5 protein-coding genes and 2 pseudogenes are annotated in these 6,810 nt (G+C 34.3%); all 7 read right to left on the reverse strand.

All coding sequences use genetic code 11. From position 1 onward, the window contains the following. Positions 1-241: 241 nt before the first annotated feature. Complete coding sequence (locus tag RAH34_RS22700) at positions 242-385, reverse strand: hypothetical protein (RefSeq protein ID WP_306597669.1); 144 nt, start codon at positions 383-385, stop codon at positions 242-244. A gap of 1,247 nt (positions 386-1,632) precedes the next feature. Beyond that, positions 1,633-2,175 (reverse strand): annotated as a pseudogene (locus RAH34_RS22705) (RHS repeat-associated core domain-containing protein); the annotation flags it as partial. A gap of 387 nt (positions 2,176-2,562) precedes the next feature. Further along, on the reverse strand, positions 2,563-2,811 hold the full coding sequence (locus RAH34_RS22710; RefSeq protein ID WP_114820983.1) for a hypothetical protein: 249 nt from the start codon (positions 2,809-2,811) through the stop codon (positions 2,563-2,565). A 1-nt stretch (position 2,812) separates the two neighbouring features. Further along, a complete protein-coding gene (locus tag RAH34_RS22715) occupies positions 2,813-3,880 on the reverse strand; it encodes an RHS repeat domain-containing protein (RefSeq protein WP_306597670.1) in 1,068 nt (355 codons plus the stop codon). 326 nt (positions 3,881-4,206) lie between these two features. After that, positions 4,207-4,638 (reverse strand): annotated as a pseudogene (locus RAH34_RS22720) (RHS repeat-associated core domain-containing protein); the annotation flags it as partial. Between the two features lie 286 nt (positions 4,639-4,924). Beyond that, on the reverse strand, positions 4,925-5,317 hold the full coding sequence (locus tag RAH34_RS22725) for a hypothetical protein (RefSeq protein WP_114820980.1): 393 nt from the start codon (positions 5,315-5,317) through the stop codon (positions 4,925-4,927). A 16-nt stretch (positions 5,318-5,333) separates the two neighbouring features. After that, positions 5,334-6,810 (reverse strand): RHS repeat domain-containing protein (locus tag RAH34_RS22730; RefSeq protein ID WP_306597671.1); only part of this gene is annotated, 1,477 nt, incomplete at its 5' end.

Below are 6,810 nucleotides of genomic sequence, written 5' to 3' on the forward strand. Positions count from 1 at the left end.
CAAAAGTTCAAGACGGGAATCATCCGCTAAAAATTTAAATGTACTCCTAAAATTTCCAAACTCGCATGGATCATCCGGTTCTGCTTCGGTTCTGAGTAAGTCCCATGCTCAGACAGTGGAAATTTTTTAACGGATTACATTGAAATTTTCTTAATGCTCCTGATCCCTAAGTCGATTGGTGGTAAGCACATAAAAAGCTGTCCCATTTCTGAGACAGCCTGTTTTTACTATTTTTAATTAGTTAATCAATAATAAGTCCGCATGATGATCCTACCGGAATACATTTTCTTTCCAATGAGCACCAGAAGTATCCTGCCAGACACATTGGGATACCTCCCTGAACTGTTTTCAATTCTCTTTTTGAAAGTTTTCTTAAGTTTTTCATAGTAACGTTTTTTTGATTTTTCTCCTACTCTATATGCTTTTCGGATTACGCTTTAATTTGGTAATACAATATACAGATTTTTGGAATACAAAAACATAACCTGTTCATTTTATATAATTTACAAAGACAATTGTTTATTAACTTTTGATGATCATTATACATACAATATAGTTTTTCAAAACAGGGAAAATAAAAAACCTCTGCTATTGCAGAGGCTTCGTTTTATTTGTGGATACGAGCGAGACGCTCGCGCCAGCGGGGAATTAATCATATTTTTAGCTTTTACTTTTCAACCTAAGAAATCTTTTATATAATAAGAATATGGCTGTTGAGATAATACTAAAGCTAAAATGAAAAAAGTAATCTTAAAAAAAAAGTTCTCTTTTCTAAAAATAAATATAAAATAATATAAATACGAAAGCAATATTGGCATTAGATATACAATGATTATCATATTTATTGCTGCATCATTACTATTTCCTATTTTATAAACATTAAGAAATTTATCCAATCCAAAAATATTATAATAGATAATCACAAAGTATGTACAATTTATTATAAGAATTGCAAAAAAATGCAATATAAATTTAATCACTAATTTTAGACGTAGACTCCATTGATTGCTTAATGATATCATGAGTTTTATTAATTTGATTATTAATTTGATTATAGTTAAAGGTATGGGCTTTTTGCACTTCTATCAATAAAGACTGATTGATATTAGAATCCAATAAATCTATTGATTCCAACTTAAGAACTTTTACACTTTGTGACGTTACTACATTCTTTCGACTATCTAATGATGTATAATCTGAATAATTTTGACGAATAAGAGACGTTTCTAATAAGATTCTATGATCTAATTTGTATTTTTCACCCTCTAATGATTCGTTTTTAGGAGTTTGATTTAAGTCTACAATATAATATTCATTTTTATCTACTTTTACTATATAAGGTTTTGCCTTTAATGCCATGAGTTTTTTATATTCAGACTTATTGATTTTTTTTCCATTCTTATTATAATATTGATAAGAAGTTGTTTTTTTTGCCATCATAACAGCCGATTTTTTCTCTAAATCTTCAGATGTCACTAAGTCATCTGTAACATCACCTCCACTAATAGCTTGAAAAAATTTTCTAGCGGTATTGGCACGATCAGTAAAACGCCCTAAATCTTCACTCTCAGAATCATTAATTGTTTTTATTACAAACCTATTTTTAATTGGATCAACATTATCGAAAGGGCTTCTCCCATCTGGATCAATAAGTCTTATGGGATTATTTAATACATAATTGTATGGAGAATATTGCCTTGATGCCTCCGCCAGAGGATCTACAACACCCCATCTTCCAATATCCGGCATATACATCCTAGCTCCATAATCATACATCCCACTTTCCTGTAGTTCCTTTCCGTTATACTTGTACTTATATGAAGGATTTCCTACTAATGCATTATACCCCTCATGCTTCAATCCAAAAGGATAATAATTACTCTCTTCAATGATTTCTGTTCCTGCTCCATTTTTAGCATAGCTTAATCTTGTATTTCCAAGGTGGTCTGTGTAATTATACACATACTTTCCGGTTTCAACATTAAAATATCCTTCTGCTGTTGGGAAAAATTTTAATACTGAATTAGTATACTGGAAGCCATCCAGATAATCAGTTGTTTCTGTTCCAAAAACCTTTCTTACCTTCACTCCGTCTGCTCTGTAAATATAATCAGTCACTTTGGAGTTTTGGGTAATCTTACCCGGTAAATTTAGATAATTATATTGGATGGAGGAATATAATTATTTGAACCTGTTTATAAACACAAAAACCACTACTATTTGCACTGCAATGGCTTTATTATATGCCATGAGAGACGAGCGAGACGCTCGCGTTAACCGGGTAAATTTATTTAACAATCTCACAAAGTCTGAAGACTTTGCACAGCTGGGATCATTATATATCAATAGAGCTTCTTAAGACAAAGTAAATCAAAACCTCCACTGTTGCAGAGGTTCTGATTTATTCGTAGGCGCGAGCGAGACGCTCGCGCCAGCGGGGGGGATCATCATTATATATCAATATAGTTTTTCAAAACAAGAAAATAAAAAACCTCTGCTGTTGCAGAGGCTTCGTTATTATTTGTGGGCATGAGCGAGACGCTCGCGCCAGCTGGGGAAAGTTTATAAAACTTTGGCATCGGAATCTAAAATATCAGATTTATAAAATTCTAATCTGACTGATTTTACATTTATAACCCCTGGCTCTAAACTTTCAGGGTATTCGTGTAACTCTGTTCCTAATGTCAAGTGTATATGATCTTCACTTTGCTTAACAAATTTTAAATATTCTATTAATTCCTCTATTCCTTGTTTATCAACAATAACCTCTAATTGTTCAGGAACATCTTTGTAATTTATAAATGATATCATATTAATCTTCTTTTGTTGGTAATTTCTTCTTAGGTGGCATGTTTTTAGGCTTAGGATTTGGATAGTTAACATCAATATGTGCAGGCTCTACTTTTTTTCCCGTTTTTCCTGATTTTCCAGTATCTACATTATATGAATAACCAGATTTTTTATTTTTATAAGAAATTGAGCCACTTTTAGGGTCCGTATAGACTTTATCTAATTTCCCTTTATTAACTTGTTTTTCCATTGCATTATTTACCTGCGAAGTCGTTTTTGTTTTGAACTGATTTCCTAAGCCAGGATCTTTAGCATTTCTTATACCTTTAATTCCTCTTCCCAAACCATCTGTAGTCGCTACAATAATAACTTCTGCCGCTTTTTCCCCTGTTATTTTCCCTGCTGTTTTAGAATCTCCTTGTATCAGTGCTCCTGCTGTTTTAGCCGTTCCATAAATACCAAACGTCATAGAATTAGCCACACTATCACCATAATCACTCCAAGTGTAATTGTTAACTGCATTTTTTGTCCCATCAATAGGATGGGCTATAAAATTTCCAATTCCTTTGAATGTTCCGACAAAGCCCTCTTTTACCCCAGTAAAAAATTCATTACAACAATCATCATCTCCACCATCATATGGAGCTCTTCCATCAGGATCCGTTAAACTTATCGGATTATTATAAGCATAAGGATCTTCTGTATTTTCAACTAGTGGATCTAACTGCGTCCAACGTCCCACATCAGGCATGTAATTTCTCCAGCCGTAATCATACATGCCACTTTCCTGAAGTTCCTTTCCATTATACTTATACTTATAACTTGGATTTCCTGTCAATACATTATATCCCTCATGCTTCAATCCAAACGGATAATAATTACTCTCTTCAATAATCTCTGTTCCTGGTCCATTTTTAGCATAACTTAACCTAACATTTCCAAGGTGATCAGTATAATTATATACATACTTTCCGGTTTCAACATTAAAATATCCTTCCGTGGTTGGGAAAAACTTTAATATTGAATTGGTACACTGAAAACCATCCAGATAATCGGTTGTTTCTGTTCCGAAAACCTTTTTTTGTTTCACTCCGTCTGCTCTGTAAATATAATCCGTTATTTTTGAGTTCTGGGTAATCTTTCGTGGTAAATTTAGATAATTATATTGGATGGAGGAATATAATTATTTGAACCTGTTTATAAACACAAAAACCACTGCTATTTTGCACTGCAATGGCTTTATTATATGCCATGAGAGAAGAGTGAGACGCTCGCGTTAACCGGGTAAATTTATTTAACAATCTCACAAAGTCTGAAGACTTTGCACAGCTGGGATCATTATATATCAATAGAGCTTCTTAAGACAAAATAAATCAAAACCTCCGCTGTTGCAGAGGTTCTGATTTATTCGTAGGCACGTGCGAGACGCTCGCGCCAGCGGGGGGCACCATAATCATACATACCAGTCTCCTGCAGTTCCTTTCCGTTGTACTTGTATTGATACGAGGGATTTCCTACCAATCCATTATACCCCTCATGTTTAAGTCCAAACGGGTAATAGTTACTTTCTTCAATGATCTCTGTTCCTGCTCCATTTTTAGCATAGCTTAATCTTGTATTTCCAAGGTGGTCCGTATAATTGTACACATACTTTCCAGTTTCAACATTAAAATATCCTTCTGCGGTTGGAAAAAACTTTAATATCGAATTGGTATACTGAAAGCCATCCAGATAATCGGTTGTTTCTGTTCCGAAAACCTTTCTTACCTTCACTCCGTCTTCTCGGTAAATATAATCCGTTACTTTGGAGTTTGGGGTAATCTTTCCAGGTAAATTTAGATAATTATATTAGATGAAGGTATATAATCGACTGAAACAACTTATAGTATAAAAAAACCTCCGCTGTTGCAGAGGTTTCATTTTATTTGTGGGCACGAGCGAGACGCTCGCGCCAGCGGGGGGATCTCTGGATTATCTCGTAGGTTCTACAGATATTCTACTGGATAAAAATATTGTCGCTAAAATCCTCGATATCCAAAAACTAAAAGAGAACGACAGACAACATGTCTTCGCTCTACTTGATGCTTTCCTTAAACAAACTAAATTGCAATCTATAATGTAAAATAAAAGCCACTCAATGAGTGGCTTTGGTTATTAATTTTTTTCTTAATAATTGTGTTATTAGAAGAGCTATTATAGCAACTATAAAAATATTTCGCTGTTTTTCATACATGATAGCCCAGTATATAAAAGGGATGCTAATTATAGCCCATTCAAATAATAACTTTAAAGTAAGTTTATCCTGATTAGGAACTATCAGTATTAAATCTAAAATAATAAGAGCTAATATAAAGCCCGCCCAAAACATTATGCCGTATAAGAGGATTAAAAATATTGCAGCAAATATTGACTGAAAAAAATTTCTTGTAACACCATCATCAACAGTAAAATTAAAAATGATGGAATAAGTTAAGAGGAATATAAAGACACCTAATATATTTATCCAATTTGTTCGTAGTATTTTCATTCTAATTTTTTGTTTATTATCTTACCATTTCAAACTCCAATGATCCTGGCTCTGGAATAGGAACTCTTTCAACAGCTGGTTGCGAAGTCATTGTTTTATTCCAATCACCAACAGAGTATGTTTTATCTCCTTTTTGCACTCCTGTAAATACGCCATTCTTGTCCATTGTTACTGTAAAATTATTACTCATCATTGGTTTACTGCCGTCTCCTGGTAAACTCGTGTAAGGATTTCCTACTGCAGGACTAACACCTATCATCAATTGATTCCCAGCTGTATCACCAATCATTGTCTCTGCTGAAGGAAACCCATCTCCTGTTTGAGTAACGCTAACCCCTAAAGTTCCTGCATCTTTATTCTCTGTTAAACTAAAATTAGTTTTTACATCAATATCAGGAGAACCTGGAACTAATGGATTGTGCCCTGCCATTGTAGATGTCCAAGAAGTTGTAGTACTTCCATCTTTATTTGAGCTATATACAGCATTTGTAATTGTACCACGGTCATCTGTTGCTGTTGCAGAGCCAAACAAAAAATGAGTAGAAGGACTGGAAGTAGCTCCATAGTTAGTGTAAGTATGATTATCAGTATTCATTACATAGCTATGTGATAATCTAGACGTAACAGATTGAGAAGTAGAAAACCCTCTATTATCACCTCCAAACCATCCTCCAAAAGACTCAAATGGAGCAAAAGAACGTGTAATTACAGGGTATGGCCACATTCCATCAGGATCGATAAATCGAATCGGATTATCTAGAGCATAAGTATAAGGACTCCACCTTCTACCTAACTCACTTTTAGGATCCACCACACCCCATCTTCCAATATCCGGCATGTAGAATCTTGCTCCATAGTCATACATACCACTTTCCTGCAATTCCTTCCCGTTGTACTTGTACTTATACGAAGGATTTCCTACTAATGCATTATATCCCTCATGTTTCAATCCAAACGGATAATAATTACTTTCTTCAATGATCTCTAATCCTGCTCCATTCTTATTATAACTTACTCTAACATTTCCAAGGTGGTCGGTATAATTATATACATACTTTCCGGTTTCAACATTAAAATATCCTTCTGTGGTTGGAAAAAACTTTAATGTAGAATTTACATACTGGAAGCCATCCAGATAATCGGTTGTTTCTGTTCCGAAAACCTTTTTTTGTTTCACTCCGTCTGCTCTGTAAATATAATCCGTTACCTTAGAGTTCTGGGTAATCTTTCGTGGTAAATTTAGATAATTATATTGAATGGAAGAAATTCCTTTATCCAATTGGGTCGTCATATTTCCGTTATCGTCATAGCCTATTTCATTTCCTCCTACAGGATATCCTAAACTGTTAAGATAGGCATCAGATACTTTGGTAAGCCTGTTTCCCGTGTAGCTGTAGATCAGATTATCGATCACCATGGCCTCAGTACTTCCCGGGAGAAGTCCCTGGGTTCTTACCAGATTCAGAATATTCCCGTTCAGGTCATAAGCAAAG

This window comes from Chryseobacterium sp. WLY505 (assembly GCF_030846215.1).
GTDB lineage: Bacteria > Bacteroidota > Bacteroidia > Flavobacteriales > Weeksellaceae > Chryseobacterium.

Coding starts and splice junctions, on each gene's coding strand:
- RAH34_RS22700 (WP_306597669.1), bottom strand. CDS start 385: ATGAAAAACTTAAGAAAACTTTCAAAAAGAGAATTGAAAACAGTTCAG.
- RAH34_RS22710 (WP_114820983.1), bottom strand. CDS start 2,811: ATGATATCATTTATAAATTACAAAGATGTTCCTGAACAATTAGAGGTT.
- RAH34_RS22725 (WP_114820980.1), bottom strand. CDS start 5,317: ATGAAAATACTACGAACAAATTGGATAAATATATTAGGTGTCTTTATA.